We start from the raw sequence: 17,725 nt of genomic DNA, 5'->3' as shown, positions 1-17,725 counted from the left end.
GCATTGGTGTCAGATGAGCGCACTCCGATAAGCGCGCTTAATGATTTGCGGCTACGTGTCGTTGCATTGCCGTCTGCAACCGTCGTTGGAATTGTAATGATGTCAGAGCCGGGAGGAGGTGGAATGGCATGCTGTTGGTCGAAGGAATCTGCGCCCGTGCTGTGAGCAGGTTTATTGGATTGCGCAACCTCATGCTGCGCCACTGGCTTGGTCTCGCCAGCATCCAAAAGGTCACGCAATCGTTGGCCTGTTGCTTCGGTTCGTGCGGAACGTGTTGCAATACGAAAAATGCTCATGAATCCACGCTGATGGATTCATGAGCATTTGTCCAGCTGAAACGGGGTATGTGGTTCTAGCTTACGAAGTTATCCACATTAGGAGCATTCACTCTCAACTACTCCTCTCCAGTCGGCTATGCTGACAACTCCCCTCAAGGAGGGGAGCCAGAACCAGCTACTCCACGGGCACGATGGAAACAATCTTCGGCGCCTTGACGATGACCTTGCGCGGCTCCTTGCCGCCAAGACGTTCTGCCACGGCTGCCAGAGCCATCTTCTCCAGTTCGGCCGGATCGATGTCCACCGGCACTTCGAGCTTGGCACGCACCTTGCCCTTGATCTGCACCACGGCGGTCACGGTATCGTGGCCCACATAACGCTCGTCAGCCACCGGCCACGGCTCGGCGGACAGGGACTCGGGATGGCCGAGCTTGTTCCACATCTCCTCGCAAATGTGCGGGGCAATCGGAGCGAGCATCAGAATCAGCGGCTCGACGGCGGCGCGCGGCACCGACTTCAAGGAGGTCAGGTGGTTGTTGAGCACGATGAGCTTGGCGATGGCGGTGTTCGGGCGCATGCCTTCCATTTCCGCGGTCACTTCTGCAATCGTGTTGTTGAGCAGCTTCAGGGTCTTCTCATCCGGAGCGTCTTCGGACACATGAGCTTCACCCGTGGTCTCATCGATCACGTTACGCCACAGACGCTGCAGGAAACGCATGCCACCGACCACGTTGCGCGTGTTCCACGGGCGGGATTCATCCAGCGGACCCATGCTCATCTCGTACAGGCGGAAGGTGTCGGCACCGTAGTTCTCGTACATGAAGTCCGGGGTCACGATGTTCTTGAGGCTCTTACCCATCTTGCCGAATTCACGGTTGGCGTGTTCGCCGTTCCAAGTGAACGTCGGCTCGCCGGAGGCATCGGCCGGGCCTTCCACAACCTCATCGGCCGGCACGTACTGGCCGCGATCATCGGTGTAGGCGTATGCCTGAATCATGCCCTGGTTGAACAGCTTGTGGAACGGTTCGGCGGAATCCACGTAGCCCAGATCGAAGAGGATCTTGTGCCAGAAGCGGGAGTACAGCAGGTGCAGCACGGCATGCTCCACACCGCCGATGTACAGGTCCACGCCACCCTCATCGCCGGAGTACTTGTTGTGGTTCGGGCCCATCCAGTAGTCGAACTCGTCCTTCTCCACCATGTGAGCGGTGTCGGTCGGGTCGATATAGCGCATGTAGTACCAGCAGGAGCCAGCCCAGTTCGGCATGGTGTTGGTGTCGCGGTAATAGGTCTTCTTGCCGTCGCCCAGGTCGAGCTCGACCTTGACCCAGTCCTCGTTGCGGCTCAGTGGAGCCTCAGGGTTGGATTCGGCATCCATCGGGTCGAAGGTGCGAGGCTCGTAATCCGGCACGTCCGGCAGGTTGATCGGCAGTGCGGAGTCCGGCAGCAGGTGCGGGGTGCCGTCTTCGCCGTAGACGATCGGGAACGGTTCGCCCCAGTAGCGCTGGCGGGAGAACAGCCAGTCGCGCAGACGGTAGGATACCGTGCCCTTGCCCACGCCTGCAGATTCGAGCCATGCGTTGACCTTGGCGATGGCCTCATCGACCCTGAGACCGTTCAGGCTCAACGCGTCGCCGGCAGCCTTGGTTGCCTCCACGGAAGAGTTGATAACGATGCCATCGTGGGAGACAAACGGGGCCTTGCCTTCATAGTTGACCAGATCATCACCGGATTCCGGCAGCGGCTGCACGGTGTAGATAACCGGCAGACCGAACTTCGTGGCGAAGTCGTAATCGCGCTGGTCGCCGCCTGGTACGGCCATGATGGCACCGGTGCCGTAATCCATCAGCACATAGTCGGCGGTGAACAGCGGAAGCTTGGCACCAGTGATCGGGTTGATGGCGTACAGGCCGGTGAACAGACCGGTCTTTTCACCGGCTTCATCCACGCGGTCCTTGGCGGTCTTGGATTCGGCTGCGATACGGTAGGCCTTCATGCCTTCGGCTGGGGTGGCGTAGCCGCCCTTCCATGCTTCCGGCACATCGGCGGGCCATTCGGCCGGCACGTACTGGAGCAGCTCATGCTCCGGAGAGACCACAGCGAACGTGGTGCCAAACAGGGTGTCAGGACGAGTGGTGTAGATCTCCATGTCCTTGACGCCATCGGCAGTGGGAACCTCGAAATGCACGGATGCGCCGTGGGATTCGCCGATCCAGTTGCGCTGCATGAGCTTGACCTTTTCCGGCCAGTTGATGCCGTCGAGGTCTTCAATCAGGCGGTGGCCGTACTTGGTGATACGCATGGACCACTGACGCAGTTCACGCTGGAATACCGGGAAGTTGCCGCGTTCGGACTTGCCTTCGGCGGTGACCTCCTCGTTGGCGAGCACAGTGCCCAGACCCGGGCACCAGTTGACCGGGGACTTGGAGATGTAGGCCAGACGGAAATCGTTCAGGATATCCTGCTGTTCGGCTTCGGTGAGATCACCCCATGCCTTGCCGTCGGATTCATGACCGGGGATAGCCTTCTCGCCGGATTCGAACTTGGCGATCAGTTCGCTGATCGGGCGTGCGGAACCCTTGGTACCGGACGGGTTGGTGGCTTCGTCGTCATACCAGGATTCGTAGATACGAGAGAAAATCCACTGGGTCCAACGCACATAACCGGGATCGATGGTGGCGAAGGTACGGCGATTGTCGAAGCTTAAGCCCATGCGGTGCAGCTGACGGGACATGTTGGCGATGTTCGCCTCAGTGGTCACGCGCGGATGCTGACCGGTCTGCACAGCGTACTGTTCGGCAGGCAGACCGAAGGCATCGTAACCCATAGCATGCAGCACGTTCTCGCCCTTCATGCGGTGGTAGCGACTCACCACATCGGAGGCCAGATAGCCGAGCGGATGGCCCACATGCAGGCCCTTGCCGGACGGGTAGGGGAACATGTCCATAGCGAAGTAAGCGGTACGGCCTTCAGCGTTGCGGCCCTTACCGTCCTTCAGATCACCATTGACGTTGGCGGCCCAGAAGGTGCCGCGCTCATCCCAGATTTTCTGCCATTTGTTTTCGATATCCTGCGCCAGTTCAGCGTTGTAGCGGAAGCTGGGCTCTGCGGTTTGCGTGCTCTTCTCGTTGTCACTCATAAATCAGCAAGGTAGCCGCGTAACTGGACACGGTTCTTAACGCTATTCATCATCCGAGACGATGGCCTGAGGCGTGCCGCCAAGTTTTACGGATAGTTTGCTCTGCTGTTTCAACTCGTCGCGCGCAGCGGTCCAGCTACCGTCATCAATCATGTTCTGTAATGCTTCGGCGATTTTGCCGGCAAGTTCGGCTGTGCCTTTGCCTACCGCAATGCCATATTCAACGGTTCCCTGATCTGTGAGCACCACCGTATATTGCGGCCCGTTGGCTTGGCGCAAGCCTCCGAGAATCGCTGTATCGGCGACAATGGCATCCGCAGCACCAGCCTGTAACGCGGTGACGCATTGCGCGTAACTATCGCGTTCCTGCATGTTGGCTTCAGGATGATTCGTTTGGAACAGGCTCGCTGTTTCGTCTCCTTGCACCGCACAGATATCTCGCTGGTTCACATCGCCGACTGTGCCATGCTCCTTTTCGTAATCAGCGCGATCACTGGCCCGTACCAGCAATCCCACGCCTGCCGTGAGATAGGGACCAGCAAAATCGACTGCGGCGCGAGATTGGTCGGTAATAGGCCAGGAAGCCACCACCATATCCACTTGCCCGTTGTCGAGCATGGATTGTCTGGTTTCCGGACGAACCTGTTTGAAAACGATTTGCTTATTCGCGTAGCCAAGACGCGCGGCCACATATTTGGCCACCGTCACATCGAATCCTTCATAAGTGCCGTCATGCCACATGCCCACCGCAGGCTCATCGGCAGTGACGCCGATGGCAATGGTGGGGCCTTCCGGGGAACCGGAAACGGTGGTGACTTGAATCTGCCCGCAGCCGCTCAGCGGCATTGCCATCATCACAGCCGCCGCTGATGCAGCAATCGTTCGCTTGACTCGCATGGTGTTATTTGAACATGCGTGAACGGGTGAGGAACCAAGTGACCACTGCGGACAATGCGATGGAAATGAGAATAATCGCCACGAATCCCCACGACTTGTCACTTAACGGCATGCCCAGCATGCCCTCTTGGAAGTTCATGCCATACATGGAGAAAATCAACGTCGGAATAGACAAGGTGATGGAGATGATGGTGAAGATACGCATCACGTTGTTCAGATTGTTCGACACAATGGACGCGAAGGCATCAGTCATGTTCGCAAGAACGCCGCTGTAGATGTTAGCCATCTCGATAGCCTGCTTGTTTTCGGTAATCACGTCGTCCAGCAGGTCCTCGTCATCCGGATACTGCTTGATGCGTTGCAGCGTGGTGAGCTTTTCCATCACGATTTCGTTTGATTTCAGCGAGGTGGTGAAATACACCAAAGTCTTGGAAAGCTCCATGAGCATCACGATCTCGCGGTTCTGCATGGAGTGGCGTAGCTTCAGTTCCAGCTTGTCGCTTTCACGGTCGATGATGCGCAGGTAACGCAGATACATCGTGGCGTTGCGGTAGAGGATCTGCAGAATGAATCGCGAGCGCATATACGTGTTGAAGCCGCGAATCGTGCCTTCCATGAACGGGTGCAGCACGGGCGTGTCTTGCATGCAGACGGTGATGATGAGGTTTTCGGTCACGATAATCGACAACGGGATGGTCTCATACCAGTCGCGTCCGCCGCGTTCCTCCACGGTGGGGATGTCGACGATGATCATCGTGTAGTCGTCTTCCACGTCCACGCGAGAACGTTCCTCATCATCCAGAGGGGCGCGCAGGTCAGCGAGGTCGATGCCGGTTTGTGAGGCGACGGTGGCGAGTTCAACATCCGTAGGTTCGCTTAAACATAACCAGGAACCGTTTTCCGGTTTCTCGATCTGCTCCACTTGGTTGTTGATTGAGCTGAAGATTCTCAGCATGCCGTCTCACCCGCCTTCCGCGCTTTCCTATGTTCTATCGCTGTACGGTTTAAAACCGTGATTAGTCTAGACCTACCGTGCGAACTTGTGCGGCAGCGCGGTTTGCGGAGCTGATTGTACGTCTGTCGGACGCGTCTTACCAGACGATAGGCTGCCAGTCCAGCATGTTGGAGCCACGCAAATCAGATGGCCCATTCTCCCAATCGGCGCTGTCTGCAATGGCGGGCGCCTTGTTGTATTCCTCAAGTTCGAATAGTGGTTGTGCGGATGGTTGGCCGTTGACGGTATGGCGTACTTTGAGCCTGCACCAGCAGGCGTTGCGCATACCGCCGAGCGTGTTCATGCCGTCTGGATCCAATCCGAGAAGATTGGCGATGGTGGCGGTGATCCAGGATCCGTGGCCGACCAGCATCATCGTGGTGGGATGGTCATTGTTGTACGCGGGGTCGGTTACCAGTTCACGGACTGCGTTGGCGCCGCGCTCGCCTACTTGGGCTCTGCTTTCCACGCCGTAGCGTGTTTCACCACCCGTATGCTGTTTCCATGAGGCGTATGCTTCGGCGTCAATGGTTTTGATTTGTTCGCGGGTCAGGCCTTCCCATTGTCCGAAGCTGCGTTCGCGTAGTCGGGTGTCGCAGGTGACTTCGAGACCGAGCAGATCGGCGAATGCGTGTGCGGTTTGTTGTGCGCGGAATAGGTCGGAAGAAATGACCACCATGCGGCGAGCGGCGGCTGGCGCTTCACGGTACTGGTTGATGTCGGTGCGTTCGGCTGCGGTCTGCGGCGGCTGTGCGATCGACTCGGGGTGAGCGGCCAGACGGTTGATTTTCGCCCAGTAGAATCGGCTGGCGAGCGCATAGCCGCTTTGGTCCGCCTGCCATTGGCCCACGATGTCCAACGGCACATCGATCTGGCCTTGCAGTCGGTGTTGAAGATTGTATTGCGTGCGTCCGTGGCGTAGCATCACTACTTCGTCGATCATGTGAGCCTCCTTTGACCTAATACTCATCACATCATGACCTATGGAGACCAAAATCGCCCCGTACAATGGCGTACGTGGAGATTACCGAACAAACGTGGGCGTTTATCGCCGAGCATCGTCATGAGGATGTGCGCGAGCTGGCGTTGCATGCCAAGCGCGGCGCCGAAGTAGACTTGCCATTCGCGTTGGAGCAAATTGCCGGCTGGCAGCGTGCGCAAGTCAAACTTCCTGACTGGGCTGCGTGCGATGGGCTGATTTTCCCTCCTCAGGTGCCGATGGAACAGTGTTCCTCCCAGTTCACCGCTCAATATAAGGCAAGGTTGGCCGCGCGATTACTTGCGGAAACCATGCACGTTTCGCCGGCTCCTTCCTCTGTTCTGCCGAGTACATCGCTCGTTGATCTGACTGGTGGCTTCGGCGTGGATTTCTCTTACATGGCGCGCGCGTTCGACCAGGCCACGTATGTGGAACGGCAGTCGAATCTGTGCGAGATCGCACGCCATAATTTTCCGCTGCTTGGATTGGATTCAGTGCAGGTCATCAATGATGATTCCACTGAAGTATTGAACAAGCTTGAATCCGTTTCAATGTTGTTCCTTGACCCTGCTCGCCGTGATAGTCATGGTTCGCGCACGTATGCGATTGCCGACTGTACACCGGATGTTTTGGCTTTACAGAGTCAGCTGCTGTCCAAAGCTCCTGTGGTAGTAGTCAAACTCTCCCCTATGCTGGATTGGCATAAAACCGTCGACGATTTCGCTGGTTCAGTGCATGAAGTGCATGTTGTGTCCACAGGCAATGAGTGCAAGGATCTGTTGCTGGTGTTGAAGCGCGGTATTTGCGATGAACCGCGCATAGTGTGCGTCAATGATGAGCAAACGTTGGAATATCGCGTTGGCAATAGTGATGTTGCTATGAATCCCGATGAGTCCACACGGTCTGTGGAAACCGGCGAAATCGATATCGATAGTGCCCAATATCTCTATGAGCCGAACGCCTCAATCATGAAGGCCGGATGCTTTGATGTGATTGCACGGCGTTTTCCCGTCACTATGATTGCGCCCAACAGCCACTTGTTCATTAGTGAACAACGCGTTGATGATTTTCCGGGTCGGTCGTTTGCGATCAAATCCGTGGCCAGCATGAACAAAAAAGAGTTGAAATCCTCGTTCGCAGGACTGACTCATGCCAACATCGCCGTACGTAATTTCCCCATGCCGGTCAACACGTTGCGCAAAAAACTCAAGCTCAAGGATGGCGGCAGCACATACCTGTTCGCCACCACCGATAGGACCGGTCGACATATTCTCATCTCCACGGTGAAAGCATAACCTGCGAACATAAGCAAAAGCCGCCCCGCCTGATACGGCGAAGCGGCTTTATCGCATCATTGCCAACGCGATTGCCGCGCGGCAGTAAGCAGAGGTCAGTCCTTGACGATGGTCTTGCCAGCGGTCGGACCGGAAGCGAGATTCTGAATCTCAGTGACCTCAAGCACCGGAATCACAGCCGGCTTCTTGGTGCCCTTCTCCTCGGCAACCTTGACCTGAGCCTCGTAAATATCGTCATCAGTGTGCAGGGTCACGGTGCCGCGGAAGCGGTAACCCTGCTTCTTCTCCAGGTTGGCGAAGGCGATGACCAGCGGGGAACCGTTCTTCAGGTTCTCGTAAGTCTGACCGGCAGTGCGCTCATGGTAGGCGATGTGGGTGTCGTCCAGCACGAACAGGGACATCTTCGGGCCGAGGTCCAGTTCGCCGTCCTTGGAGATGGTGGAGACCCAACCGAGGTTGTTGGCCACGAATTCCTTGATTTCCGGGGTAATGACTGCCATAGCAAGTCCTTTCTGAAGAACAGTAGTACCTGTATAAGATTAGCGAATTCACGCTCCGACCGCCCGCATGTTCGCTGTGAGTAACCTCACCTTCTCTTTCCAACATGCACGCTTCCCCGAAACCGCCCTGGCACCTTCAAATATCGCGTGATGTCATGGCGGACACTCGCGGCCGGTGATTCCACCCGTTTTTGGCTGGCCATACCCGTAACCTATGTGCCGGAAAGAAAAGAGATCAAGCAGAGGTGCATCATGGGTCTGGTCGAGCGTTTCAGCAAGCTACGTAGCCGCTGGTCTCGTTCGTTTCCTCCGAATCTGGCACGTCTGATGCTGCTCGCCTGTGCTGCATTATGGGGCGGCAGCTATCTGCTGGCCAAATTCGCTATGGAGGCCATCGCCCCGCAATGGTTGATGGCCATCCGCATGTTCGGCGCATGCATGTGCATGCTTGCTTTGTTCCACAGGCATATCATCCCCAGCCTGACACCGAAAATCATTGTGCCGGCGCTGGTTGTGGGCTTGACCTATTGGGGCACGATGGTCACCCAAACCACAGGCTTGCAAACCATCGATCCCGGCCGCAGCGCGTTCCTGACCGCTGCCTATTGCGTTTTGACGCCGTTCGTCACCTGGATAGTATCCAAAAACCAACCACGACTGATCAATCTAATCGCAGGCATCATCTGTCTGATCGGCGTAGGCTTCGTCTCGCTGAAACCAGGCGGCTCATTTTCACTCGGCGTGGGCGATTGGCTGACCATTGCCACGGCAATCATCTTCTCCTTCAACCTCACCTACCTCGGCGTATATGCTAAACGCTTCGACCCGATAGCACTGACCTTCGTGCAGTTCGCGGTTGCCGGTGTACTGTTCTTCGTCGGCGCGATAGCCACTGAGCCTGCGCCGAACGCAGGATGGCTGGCACCATCGGTGGTGGCCAGCGTATTGTATCTGTTCCTTGGTGCCACAATGAGTGCGCAAATCATGCAGAACATCGGCTTGGCTCATGTGCCAGCCTCGCAGGCTTCCATCATCATGTGCACCGAAAGCCTGTTCGCCGTTTCCTTCTCCGCCCTGTTCTGGGGCGAGCGCATCATGTGGAGCTCGCTGGTCGGCTTCGCTTTGATTTTCGCGGCCGTACTGATGTCGGTAATCAGGCCGACGAAGCATTCTCTGCATCGCAACTGACTGTTCATCATGCCCATCTCAAACAGGGCATCTCCGCAAGGGAAGTCCTATAGTCATGAGCAGCAATGAAAAACCACGAATCGTAGAAGGAGCATTATGAATCTGCTTGAGGCCATGAAGGAACGCCATGCCGTTCGCAACTTCACCGATGAGCCATTGACTGCGGAGCATACCAGCTCGCTATCCAACAGCGTCGCCAAGCTCAATGCTGCGCATGGGCTGGCTCTTCAGCTCATTCATGATGTTGACGATGCGTTCGGCGGCTGCCCCACTCATTATGGGCGATTTTCCGGCGTGCATAACCTCGTGGCGCTCATTGGGCCGGATGATGCGGATGCGCCCGAGCATTTGGATGAAATCATCGGCTATGCAGGCGAAATGCTGGCGTTGGAGGCCGTGGCGCTTGGGTTGGATACGTCATGGGTGGTGTTGCATGAGACTGCTGAGCATGAGGGCGCGTGGACGATTGCTGACGGTCAGCGCATGCCAGCCGCGATTGTGTTAGGGCATGGTGCACGTCCGGGGCGTGCGCATCGCAGCAAACCAGCCCAAGAACTTGGCTTGGTAGCCTCTGGTATTGGTTCTTACGATAACGCTCCTGAATGGTTCCATGCCGGTATTGAAGCCGTAATGCTTGCCCCTAGCGCCCTTGGCAAGCAACCGGTGCAGTTCACGCTGCTGGATGATGGCCGCACGGTGCAAGCTGAAGCGCTCGACGGCGTACAGGCACATCTGTGCCTTGGCATTGCCAAACTGCATTTCGAACTTGGTGCCGGCACCGAACATTTCACTTGGGCCGACTGAACACAGTGCCATTTGAACGCCGCAGACCGCACATGTGAAGATTTTGGAGTTCTCATGTAAGCATTCTGTCGCTTTCACCGCGCCTTCAGCAATACTTCAGCGCAATCGCCTACGGTCTTACGTTGTGAAGAAGTTTTTCCAAGGTCTTTCCTTTTCCTCGATAGTGGCGGGCACCCTTGCCGCCGTCACCTCGTTCTTATTGGCTGCGAAAATCGGCGTCGCCGGATCGGTCATCGGTGCAGCCGCCAGTTACATCGTTTCCACGGTGGCTACGAACATCTACAAGAACATCATCAAAGCCTCCAGTGAGAAATTCCAGCAGAGCATCGTCAGCTCAGATGACGATAAGACTGGCGACGGCTCCGATGCAGGCAAGCAGTCAAGCGAAAGCGATCTGGCTGAATCCGAATCAGCTGCTGCAGCATCTGATGGGGGTACCGAATCCGAAATCACAGCCGAACATGAAGCTGACGGTGGATCCGATACCCGCGTAGCCTCCTCGTCCACCCTTTCCGAGCAGGCTCAGTCCGAGCGCAAGCCGCGTGAGATTATTTCCCGTCCTGCTGACGGTCACACATATTCCATCAGTGAGCTTCGCAAGCGGCGTCGCGATCCTAAGCGTATAGCCGTTATCGTTACCCTGGTATCCGGTTTGCTGACCGTTGCCGTAACCGCTGGCATTGTAATGCTGATTACGCAGGGCCACGGCACTGATAGTGTGGTCTCCGATCTGGTCTCCCCCACCACATCCTCCACCAATTCCAATAACTCCGACACTGATTCCGATTCTTCGGTACAGCCGCAGCATGGTGCGCCCACAACCCCGCAGTATGGCAACAACAGTGATTCCGATACCACTGATTCCGATAGTGATACGTCAACTGATACCAGTGGCAGCACCTCCGATTCCACAAGCAATGGCACCGGCACCACTTCCGGCTCAGGTTCCTCCAGCTCCAACGGTTCCGATTCCAACAGCTCGAATAGTACAAACGGCTCCAACAGCTCAGGCACTACGGATAGCTCCAATTCGTCCGGCAGCACCTCCGATTCCAGCGGATCGAGTTCATCTTCGGGATCGTCTTCCGGCTCGTCATCGAGCTCTGGTTCATCGTCTGGCTCCTCCAGCTCCGGTTCGTCCGGCAGCACCGGTTCGAATACCGGCAGTGCTGAAGGCACCGGATTCAACACCATCAGCTAATCCGCTACCACGCAATGACGTGGGGCAATGTAACATGGAGACTTATGACTACCATCATCATGCATACCTCTGAGGGCGATATCACCCTCAACCTGTTCGACGACAAGACCCCGAACACTGTGGCCAACTTCCTCGGCCTCGCCACCGGCGAGAAGGAATGGGCTGACCCGTACACCGGCCAGCCCTCCCACGGCAAGTTCTACAACGGTCTGACCTTCCACCGAATCATCAAGGACTTCATGATTCAGGGCGGCTGCCCGCTGGGCACCGGCACCGGCGGCCCGGGCTACGAGTTCGATGATGAGATCGATCCGAGCCTGAAGTTCGACAAGCCGTATCTGCTGGCTATGGCGAACGCCGGTCTGCGTCGCGGTCGCGACGGCCAGATTCATGGCACCAACGGTTCCCAGTTCTTCATCACCACCGTGCCTACCCCGTGGCTGGATGGTCACCACACCATCTTCGGCGAGGTTGCTGACGAGGCTTCCAAGCAGGTTGTGGACAAGCTCGAGGCTCTGGCCACCGATCCGATGGATCGTCCGCTCGAGCCGGCCGTGATTCTGTCCGTGGACGTGGCCGAGTGACGTTCCGTCACTGATCTACACGGTAGAAAACCCCGTGACTGAAATGGAATCAGTCACGGGGTTTTCTATATGCTATATGGTTCTTGCGCGCTTACTTCATTTTGCGCAGTCGCGGCTCAGCGGATTCCTTGGCACCCGTCAGACGATATACGTCGAACACGCCATCGATCTTGCGTACCGCGGCGAGCAGCGTATTGAGATGCTGCGGATCGGCCATTTCAAAGCTGAACTGGCTGGTGGCCACACGATCGGAACCGGTGGCAATCGTGCCGGAAATAATGTTTACGCCATGATCGGAAAGCACACGCGTCACGTCGGAAAGCAGGTTACGGCGATCCAAAGCCTCAACCTGAATCTTGACCATGAACAAGCCCTTGGTGCTGGTCCATTCCACCTCAACCACACGTTCAGGCTGCTTGTTCTTCAAATCAATCATGTTCTGGCAGTCGGTACGATGCACCGAAACACCCTGATTACGGGTGATGAAGCCGACGATCTGATCTCCTGGCACCGGCATGCAACAGCGGGCCAGCTTAATCCACACATCGCCCACGCCCTTGACGGACACACCAGTGGAGCTGGATGAGGTCTTGCGCTCCACCGGCTTGAGCGGAAGCACTTCCTGCTCGACTTCCTCATCCACCTCATCAGCGCCCGCATCCTTGACCAGATGCGAGATGACGTTTTGCGTGGAAACCTGTCCGTCGCCAATAGCTGCAAACACAGCGTCGGCGTTCGGGAAGTTCAGGTCCACGGCCACACCGACCAACGCTTCAGGAGTCAGCAGCGCATTAATCGGCAGGTTACGTTTGCGCATGGCACGGGTGAGTTCGTCACGGCCTTCTTCAATAGCCTCGGTACGGCGTTCCTTGGAGAACCACTGGCGAATCTTATTGCGCGCCTTAGGGCTCTTGACGAAACTCAACCAGTCACGGGAGGGCCCGGCGGTATCTGACTTGGAAGTCAGAATCTCCACTGTATCGCCATTGTCGAGCGTGGTGTCAAGCGGCACCAACCGGCCGTTGACGCGTGCGCCCATCGTGCGATGGCCCACTTCCGTGTGCACGGCGTAAGCGAAATCCACTGGCGTTGCCTTGGCTGGCAAGGAAACGATCTTGCCTTTCGGCGTGAACACATAGACTTCCGCCGAGCCAAGGTCTTCCTTCAAAGAACCGAGGAATTCGTTGGAGTCAGGGGTTTCGGAAGTCCAGTCAGCGAGCTGCTGAATCCACTTCAGGTTATCGGCTTCGGAAAGCTCCTGCTCGTTTTCACCACGCTTACGGTCGGATTTATCCGGAGAGCTCAAGGCACGACCGGCCTGACCGTTCTCCTTGTACTTCCAGTGGGCGGCGATACCAAATTCGGCACGCCGGTGCATGTCCCAAGTACGAATCTGAATTTCGACCGGCTTGCCGCCGGGACCAACCACCGTGGTGTGCAGTGACTGGTACATGTTGAGCTTCGGCATGGCGATGTAATCCTTGAACCGGCCGGGAACCGGGTTCCATCGCGCGTGCACGGCACCAAGCGCCGCATAGCAGTCCTGAATAGTGTCGACGATGATGCGAACACCCACCAGATCGTAGATGTTGGCGAAATCATGGCCGCGCACAATCATCTTCTGGTAGATGGAGAAATAATCTTTCGGGCGGCCTGTCACATAGGCCTTGATGTGCTGTTCGGAAAGATCCTCATTGATTTCGGCGAGGATCTGCTTCAGATACACATCTCGCTGGCCTGCGCGACGTGCCACCAGCACCACAATCTCGTTGTAGATCTTCGGGTAGAGCACCTTGAAGCTCAGCTCTTCCAACTCGGTCTTGATGGCGTTCATGCCCAAGCGGTTGGCGAGCGGCGCATACACGTCAAGGGTTTCCCGAGCTTTTTTCTGAGCGGAGGAGGTTTTCACATAACGCCAGGTGCGCGCATTGTGCACGCGGTCGGCCAGTTTGACCACCAGAGTGCGCACGTCGCGGCTCATGGCCACAACAAGTTTGCGAATGGTTTCGGCCTGGGCCGAGTCGCCGACTTCAAGCTGGCTCAGCTTGGTCACACCATCGACCAGACCGGCCACTGTGTCGCCGAATTCGGCACGGCATTGGTCCAGCGTGTAATCGGTGTCTTCCACTGTGTCGTGCAACAATCCTGCTGCCACCACCACAGGGCCCATACCGAGGTCGGCCAGAATCTGGGATACGGCCAGCGGATGAATAATGTATGGTTCGCCTGATTTACGGCGCTGCGCGGAATGCTGAACGACGGCACGCTGATAGGCACGATCGAGAATAGATAAATCCTCACCGGGATGATGGGCCTTGCATACCTGCTTGATGGGCTCAAGCGGGTTCAACGGATCAGCACTGATCTCGCAGCCCAGTTTACGGGCAGCATACTGCTCGCTATCGTTTTCCGACATGCCAACCACCTCCCAATGTGACTTATATTGTAGCCACGCATGAGGCCGCGCCGTGTCTTGGGTTCACGGCGCGACCTTGTCTTCGTCAGCTGTTCGAGGCCACGCCCGTCGAACCAAAGCCGCGTTCGGCTCGATCGGAGCCGGGCAATGTCTCAGCGGGAACGAACTTCGCCTCCACATACCGTTGGATCACCAGCTGGGCGATACGATCGCCCGGATGGAACACCGCCGTGTGTTCCGGATCGAGATTAATCAACGGCACTTTGATTTCACCGCGGTAGCCTGCATCCACGGTTCCGGGAGCATTGAGCACGGTAACACCCTGCTTGACAGCGAGACCGGAACGGGGATGAACCAGTGCTACGTATCCGGCAGGCAAGGCAATGGCCACGCCTGTGGGCACGAGAGCACGCTCAAACGGCTTCAGCGTCACATCAACCGTGGTGATGAGATCAGCGCCTGCATCACCGGCATGCGCGTAATGCAGGTTGGCCGGATGCTCGGGATCAAGAGACTTGACCAGCACCTCGGTGTTTTCAGGTTCGTTGTAGGCTGCGTCAAACCCCATCAGGCGGCGCACTCCTCGCACACCGGCTGGCCATCCTCGTCCATGTAAGCGAGCTGGCTGCGGTGCTTAACCAGGAAGCACTGGGAGCAAATGAATTCATCGCCCTGCATCGGAATGACGGTCACCGAAGAGTCTTCGTTGCTCAGGTCAGCGCCCGGCAGCTCGTAGTCTTCGGCAATGGCGTTCTCGTCATCGTCGATATCGCTCGAGGAATTCTGTGCGGACTTTCCCAGAGCCTGCAGCGATTCCTCGTCCTCGTCCTTGTTGCGTGGGGAATCATAATCCTGAGCCATCATGGTCCTTTCGTCTTACATCTACTTACCGCGCGTATTACCGCGCTGTACTCGGCCATAGGGTACACGATTTGAAATACATGTAAAGTTCGACACGTGGGGCATACTGGAATATAGCAATGTCCTTGCCAAGGAAAGTGGTGTGCATATGCCTGAGAATCGGCTTGAAAAGGCCCATTTTGAGCGTGTCAGCGACACGGGGGATTTGGTGTTCTCCGTAGGTGACCGCTATGTGGCCATCAGCCTTGACGACACGCTCGAACGTGCGATTCTCGAGGCCAAACAGGTCAAAAGCGAGACGCAGAAGTCCACGCAGCCTCATGAACAGGTCACATTGCCTATTTCGCAGATTCAATCGCTGATTCGTGCTGGTGCCGACCCTTCGCGCGTGGCGCAACGCTACGGCTTGAGCGAAACGTTGGTGCGTCGCTTCTCCGCTGCGGTGGAGACCGAGAAGCAGTATGCCATCGAGCAGTTCCTCACCGTGCCCGCTCCGAAAGACAGCCGGGTGCGCACCATCAATGATCTTGTGGAACGAACTTTGGCTTCCGCCTCAATCGGCATGGAATCCGTGACGTGGAAGTCCACTCGCCGTGGGCTTGAGCCTTGGCGTATCGTGGCGATTTTCACTTCAGCTGGCCGCGAAATTCATGCTGAGTGGACATGGAACATGCACGACAATTCCGTGGTGTGCCTGAACAATGCGGCGCGCAAGCTGCTCGGTGAACGTAGTTCCGCCGATGATTCCAAATCCGCAGCCAAAGTGCTGCCTACTCCTGATTTGCCGGGTGATTCAGTACGTTCTGCTCGTATTGAGCGTGCGGTCAGCGCTTGGGCGGCCCCTAAGCCATCGATTCCAGCCGCTGTCCCTCAAGCTGCGGTCACGGATTCCGGGGCCTTCGTAGCGCCGAATACCGTCAATAGTGGATCCGCTGATTCCTCTGCTTCCGGATCGATGCCTCCAGTCAAAATTCCGGGCGCCGCCACTCCGACTCTCCCGTCTCCATCCGAAGCATTAAACACTGGCTCTGCCACGTCTGACGCATCCACTGTGAAAGTTCCATCGGACTCCACGGCTGCCGGCAATGGCAATGGAACTGCTGACAGCACCAATGCAACAGGCAATGGCAATGATGCGCAACAGGAATCCGCTGGCAATGATGCGAATACTTCCGCATCTCATGCTGCGAGACCTGCTAAACGTCGCTCAGGTCGTTCCGCAGTGCCGAGTTGGGATGAGATTCTCTTTGGAGACTGACGGTCGCCGTCCATTCCTATGCGACATCAATCAAGCAGGGAATGTCCATTTCCAACTGTGTTTGCGAGCCATGCACGCTCGGCAGATGGGTTGCTTTATCGTTTTGCGTGCGTGAATCCACGAATGTGGCAGCACCTGCGGCCTGCACGATGACGTCACCGATCATCGGCTTGATGCGCTCGTCCATCGGGCCGAACAATCCATCGTTCAATGCTTGTGCTTGAGTACGGACCAGAGCCGTTTCACCGAGCCGGTCACGCCATCGTGTGGCAATGTCCTCGGGATTTTCACCGGCTTTGACATACAACATCAGTGAGCGCGGCTCACCGCCCACGAATTCCACGCCTTGCGTCAACTGCGGGTCTTCGGCTATGTCCACGCGCTGGCTCATATCGGTCTGCACCATACCGTGATCGGCCACAATCACAATCAATGTGCCCTTAGGCGCGCTACGATGCAGCAAGGCAAGCTGGGCGTCGATGTGTTCGAACGCGGCCACCCAATGCTCGGAATCCCAACCATAGTTATGTCCGACTTTGTCGGCGTCACGAATGTACAGATAGGTCAGTCCCGGAGTTCGGGCAGCACGGGCGGCGGCAAGCACACGGTCTCGCGGCGTTACATTGCCCTGATAATCGCTGCCTCGTAAAGCCGCTTCGGTGAGCGGGGAGCCTGCAAATTTTGGCAGACCGGAACTGGTGACGCGTACATGCTGTGCGGCGAGACGTTCGAACATGGTCGGTTCACGCTGCAAGTCGAGTGGGTTAATCATCGGCGGTACCGGAATGTGAGGATTTACGGGTTTTGGTGCCAACGCATCTTTGAATTGGATGAGTTGGATAAGCGTGTGGCTTGCCGGTTCCAGCTGCGTATATCCGGCCATACCGGTTAATCCCGGGCAGGTGCCGGTGCCGAATGCGGCCATAGCGGCCACGGTGGTGCTGGGTGCACAAGTGGCAATCGGCCGCTGGTTGGCGGTGTCGTTCATCAACGAACGCAGGTAGGGGGCATGGCCGAGGCGCATGGCTAGATTCCAGTAGCCGAGGCCGTCCACGAGCACCACGATGGCGGAGGTAACGTCCGGGAAACCAAGTGCCCGTTGGCATGCTTGAGGGTCGGCGTGCACTGGCGTGGCGGTCGGATGGCCGATAGCACTGGATAGAGCGGGCAGCACGGCGGAAAGATGCAGCGCTCCCCCGCGTACGCCTACGGACTGGCTGGGATTATTATCTCCATAGGTCACGGTGGGTATCAGGCGCAGTAGCTCATCCATATCCGGCGTTTCGACAGTCATAAGATTTATCGTAACCCCTTGTAGCCCCGCAGCGAAT

At 56.9% G+C, this 17,725-nt stretch carries 15 protein-coding genes; 6 read left to right on the top strand and 9 right to left on the bottom strand.

Annotated features, from left to right (window positions below; translation table 11 throughout):
- Nucleotides 1-453: 453 nt before the first annotated feature.
- From leuS to BISA_RS03130, 4 genes are all read right to left on the bottom strand, one after another.
- A complete protein-coding gene (leuS, locus tag BISA_RS03145; RefSeq protein WP_033890143.1) occupies nucleotides 454-3,417 on the bottom strand; it encodes a leucine--tRNA ligase in 2,964 nt (987 codons plus the stop codon).
- A gap of 42 nt (nucleotides 3,418-3,459) precedes the next feature.
- Nucleotides 3,460-4,314, bottom strand: a complete 855-nt coding sequence (locus BISA_RS03140; RefSeq protein WP_033890142.1) for a transporter substrate-binding domain-containing protein — start codon at nucleotides 4,312-4,314, stop codon at nucleotides 3,460-3,462.
- 4 nt (nucleotides 4,315-4,318) lie between these two features.
- Nucleotides 4,319-5,269 carry a magnesium transporter CorA family protein gene (locus BISA_RS03135; protein ID WP_033890141.1) on the bottom strand — a complete coding sequence of 317 codons (951 nt, stop codon included), beginning with the start codon at nucleotides 5,267-5,269 and terminating at the stop codon, nucleotides 4,319-4,321.
- Between the two features lie 136 nt (nucleotides 5,270-5,405).
- Nucleotides 5,406-6,251: a histidine phosphatase family protein gene (locus BISA_RS03130; RefSeq protein ID WP_033890140.1), complete on the bottom strand. Its 846-nt coding sequence runs from the start codon at nucleotides 6,249-6,251 to the stop codon at nucleotides 5,406-5,408.
- A 74-nt stretch (nucleotides 6,252-6,325) separates the two neighbouring features.
- Between BISA_RS03130 and BISA_RS03125 the strand changes: the two genes are divergently transcribed.
- Nucleotides 6,326-7,582 (top strand): THUMP-like domain-containing protein, encoded by a 1,257-nt coding sequence (locus BISA_RS03125; RefSeq protein ID WP_033890196.1) that lies wholly within the window; start codon nucleotides 6,326-6,328, stop codon nucleotides 7,580-7,582.
- Between the two features lie 95 nt (nucleotides 7,583-7,677).
- Here BISA_RS03125 and BISA_RS03120 read toward each other — a convergent pair whose 3' ends face one another.
- Nucleotides 7,678-8,082: a pyridoxamine 5'-phosphate oxidase family protein gene (locus BISA_RS03120; protein WP_033890139.1), complete on the bottom strand. Its 405-nt coding sequence runs from the start codon at nucleotides 8,080-8,082 to the stop codon at nucleotides 7,678-7,680.
- A gap of 252 nt (nucleotides 8,083-8,334) precedes the next feature.
- Here BISA_RS03120 and BISA_RS03115 point away from each other — a divergent pair, with 252 nt between their 5' ends.
- The 4 genes from BISA_RS03115 to BISA_RS03100 all read left to right on the top strand — a co-directional run bounded on the left by BISA_RS03115 (nucleotide 8,335) and on the right by BISA_RS03100 (nucleotide 11,859).
- Nucleotides 8,335-9,270, top strand: coding sequence for a DMT family transporter (locus BISA_RS03115; RefSeq protein ID WP_033890138.1), 936 nt, complete (start codon nucleotides 8,335-8,337; stop codon nucleotides 9,268-9,270).
- A 96-nt stretch (nucleotides 9,271-9,366) separates the two neighbouring features.
- Nucleotides 9,367-10,074, top strand: a complete 708-nt coding sequence (locus BISA_RS03110; RefSeq protein ID WP_033890136.1) for a nitroreductase family protein — start codon at nucleotides 9,367-9,369, stop codon at nucleotides 10,072-10,074.
- 124 nt (nucleotides 10,075-10,198) lie between these two features.
- Complete coding sequence (locus BISA_RS03105; RefSeq protein WP_033890135.1) at nucleotides 10,199-11,275, top strand: hypothetical protein; 1,077 nt, start codon at nucleotides 10,199-10,201, stop codon at nucleotides 11,273-11,275.
- Between the two features lie 44 nt (nucleotides 11,276-11,319).
- A complete protein-coding gene (locus BISA_RS03100) occupies nucleotides 11,320-11,859 on the top strand; it encodes a peptidylprolyl isomerase (protein ID WP_033890134.1) in 540 nt (179 codons plus the stop codon).
- A gap of 91 nt (nucleotides 11,860-11,950) precedes the next feature.
- On the opposite strand, the gene BISA_RS03095 is transcribed toward BISA_RS03100, so the two are convergent.
- The 3 genes from BISA_RS03095 to BISA_RS03085 all read right to left on the bottom strand — a co-directional run bounded on the left by BISA_RS03095 (nucleotide 11,951) and on the right by BISA_RS03085 (nucleotide 15,136).
- The gene (locus BISA_RS03095; protein WP_033890133.1) at nucleotides 11,951-14,275 is read right to left on the bottom strand and encodes a RelA/SpoT family protein; all 2,325 of its coding nucleotides are present in this window, start codon (nucleotides 14,273-14,275) and stop codon (nucleotides 11,951-11,953) included.
- 85 nt (nucleotides 14,276-14,360) lie between these two features.
- Nucleotides 14,361-14,843, bottom strand: coding sequence for a dUTP diphosphatase (gene dut / locus BISA_RS03090; protein ID WP_033890132.1), 483 nt, complete (start codon nucleotides 14,841-14,843; stop codon nucleotides 14,361-14,363).
- The gene (locus BISA_RS03085) at nucleotides 14,843-15,136 is read right to left on the bottom strand and encodes a DUF4193 domain-containing protein (protein WP_033890131.1); all 294 of its coding nucleotides are present in this window, start codon (nucleotides 15,134-15,136) and stop codon (nucleotides 14,843-14,845) included. Before BISA_RS03085 ends, dut begins: the two co-directional genes overlap by 1 nt.
- Before the next feature lie 148 nt (nucleotides 15,137-15,284).
- On the opposite strand from BISA_RS03085, the gene sepH reads away from it, so the two are divergent.
- Nucleotides 15,285-16,394: a septation protein SepH gene (sepH, locus tag BISA_RS03080; RefSeq protein ID WP_033890130.1), complete on the top strand. Its 1,110-nt coding sequence runs from the start codon at nucleotides 15,285-15,287 to the stop codon at nucleotides 16,392-16,394.
- 16 nt (nucleotides 16,395-16,410) lie between these two features.
- On the opposite strand, the gene BISA_RS03075 is transcribed toward sepH, so the two are convergent.
- Nucleotides 16,411-17,688, bottom strand: coding sequence for an alkaline phosphatase family protein (locus BISA_RS03075; protein WP_033890129.1), 1,278 nt, complete (start codon nucleotides 17,686-17,688; stop codon nucleotides 16,411-16,413).
- Nucleotides 17,689-17,725 lie beyond the last annotated feature (37 nt).

The sequence above is a fragment of the Bifidobacterium saguini DSM 23967 genome (assembly GCF_000741715.1).
In the GTDB taxonomy this organism is placed as follows: Bacteria; Actinomycetota; Actinomycetes; order Actinomycetales; family Bifidobacteriaceae; genus Bifidobacterium; species Bifidobacterium saguini.
The sequence above is the reverse complement of the archived record's forward strand: the minus strand, read 5'-3'. Positions and strand labels throughout refer to the sequence as shown.

What these genes read in the sequence shown, in the direction of transcription:
- BISA_RS03140 (WP_033890142.1), bottom strand. Translation starts at nt 4,314, where the DNA reads ATGCGAGTCAAGCGAACGATTGCTGCATCAGCGGCGGCTGTGATGATG.
- BISA_RS03100 (WP_033890134.1), top strand. Translation starts at nt 11,320, where the DNA reads ATGACTACCATCATCATGCATACCTCTGAGGGCGATATCACCCTCAAC.
- BISA_RS03110 (WP_033890136.1), top strand. Translation starts at nt 9,367, where the DNA reads ATGAATCTGCTTGAGGCCATGAAGGAACGCCATGCCGTTCGCAACTTC.
- BISA_RS03120 (WP_033890139.1), bottom strand. Translation starts at nt 8,082, where the DNA reads ATGGCAGTCATTACCCCGGAAATCAAGGAATTCGTGGCCAACAACCTC.
- BISA_RS03085 (WP_033890131.1), bottom strand. Translation starts at nt 15,136, where the DNA reads ATGGCTCAGGATTATGATTCCCCACGCAACAAGGACGAGGACGAGGAA.
- sepH (WP_033890130.1), top strand. Translation starts at nt 15,285, where the DNA reads ATGCCTGAGAATCGGCTTGAAAAGGCCCATTTTGAGCGTGTCAGCGAC.
- BISA_RS03115 (WP_033890138.1), top strand. Translation starts at nt 8,335, where the DNA reads ATGGGTCTGGTCGAGCGTTTCAGCAAGCTACGTAGCCGCTGGTCTCGT.
- BISA_RS03095 (WP_033890133.1), bottom strand. Translation starts at nt 14,275, where the DNA reads ATGTCGGAAAACGATAGCGAGCAGTATGCTGCCCGTAAACTGGGCTGC.
- BISA_RS03135 (WP_033890141.1), bottom strand. Translation starts at nt 5,269, where the DNA reads ATGCTGAGAATCTTCAGCTCAATCAACAACCAAGTGGAGCAGATCGAG.
- dut (WP_033890132.1), bottom strand. Translation starts at nt 14,843, where the DNA reads ATGGGGTTTGACGCAGCCTACAACGAACCTGAAAACACCGAGGTGCTG.
- leuS (WP_033890143.1), bottom strand. Translation starts at nt 3,417, where the DNA reads ATGAGTGACAACGAGAAGAGCACGCAAACCGCAGAGCCCAGCTTCCGC.
- BISA_RS03130 (WP_033890140.1), bottom strand. Translation starts at nt 6,251, where the DNA reads ATGATCGACGAAGTAGTGATGCTACGCCACGGACGCACGCAATACAAT.
- BISA_RS03075 (WP_033890129.1), bottom strand. Translation starts at nt 17,688, where the DNA reads ATGACTGTCGAAACGCCGGATATGGATGAGCTACTGCGCCTGATACCC.